The organism is Burkholderia sp. AU4i, from assembly GCF_000466765.1.
GTDB lineage: Bacteria > Pseudomonadota > Gammaproteobacteria > Burkholderiales > Burkholderiaceae > Burkholderia > Burkholderia cepacia.
On sequence record NZ_ASSI01000418.1, the window covers coordinates 1 to 599 of the forward strand.

At 67.6% G+C, this 599-nt stretch carries 1 protein-coding gene; it reads right to left on the bottom strand.

What is annotated here, in order from left to right; genetic code table 11:
- A partial coding sequence (locus tag L810_RS43165; RefSeq protein ID WP_042978452.1) for an efflux RND transporter periplasmic adaptor subunit occupies positions 1-599 on the bottom strand: 599 nt, incomplete at both ends.

A 599-nucleotide genomic window follows, 5' to 3' on the forward strand; every position in this document is an offset into this window, starting at 1 on the left:
ACCGTCTTCACGGTCGCACCCGGGCGCACCTTGTCGACGCCCTGCACGATCACGTGATCACCCGCTTGCAGACCGCCTTCGACCACCCAGTTCGGGCCCTGCATGCCCGTCGTCTTCAGCGGACGCGGCTCGACCTTGTTGCTGGCGTTCACCACCATCGCGATCGCCTGGCCCTTCTGGTCGTGCGTGACGCCGATCTGCGGCACCAGGAACGCGTTCTCGTTCACGCCTTCCTCGATCCGTGCACGCACGAACATGCCCGGCAGCAGCACCTTGCCCGGGTTCGGGAAGACCGCGCGGATCGTCACCGAGCCGGTGGTCTGGTCGACCGTCACGTCCGAGAACTGCAGCTTGCCCGGCTCCGAATAGGTCTTGCCGTCTTCCAGGATCAGCGACACCTTCGCCGCGCCCGGGCCGCTCGTCTTCAGGCGCCCGCTCTGCACGTCCTGGCGCAGCTTCAGCCCTTCGAGGCTCGACTGCGTGAGGTCCACATACACCGGGTCGAGCTGCTGCACCGTCGACATCAGCGTCGCCTGGCTCGCCTGCACGTACGCGCCCGGCGTCACCTGCGAGATGCCGACGCGGCCGGTGATCGGCGA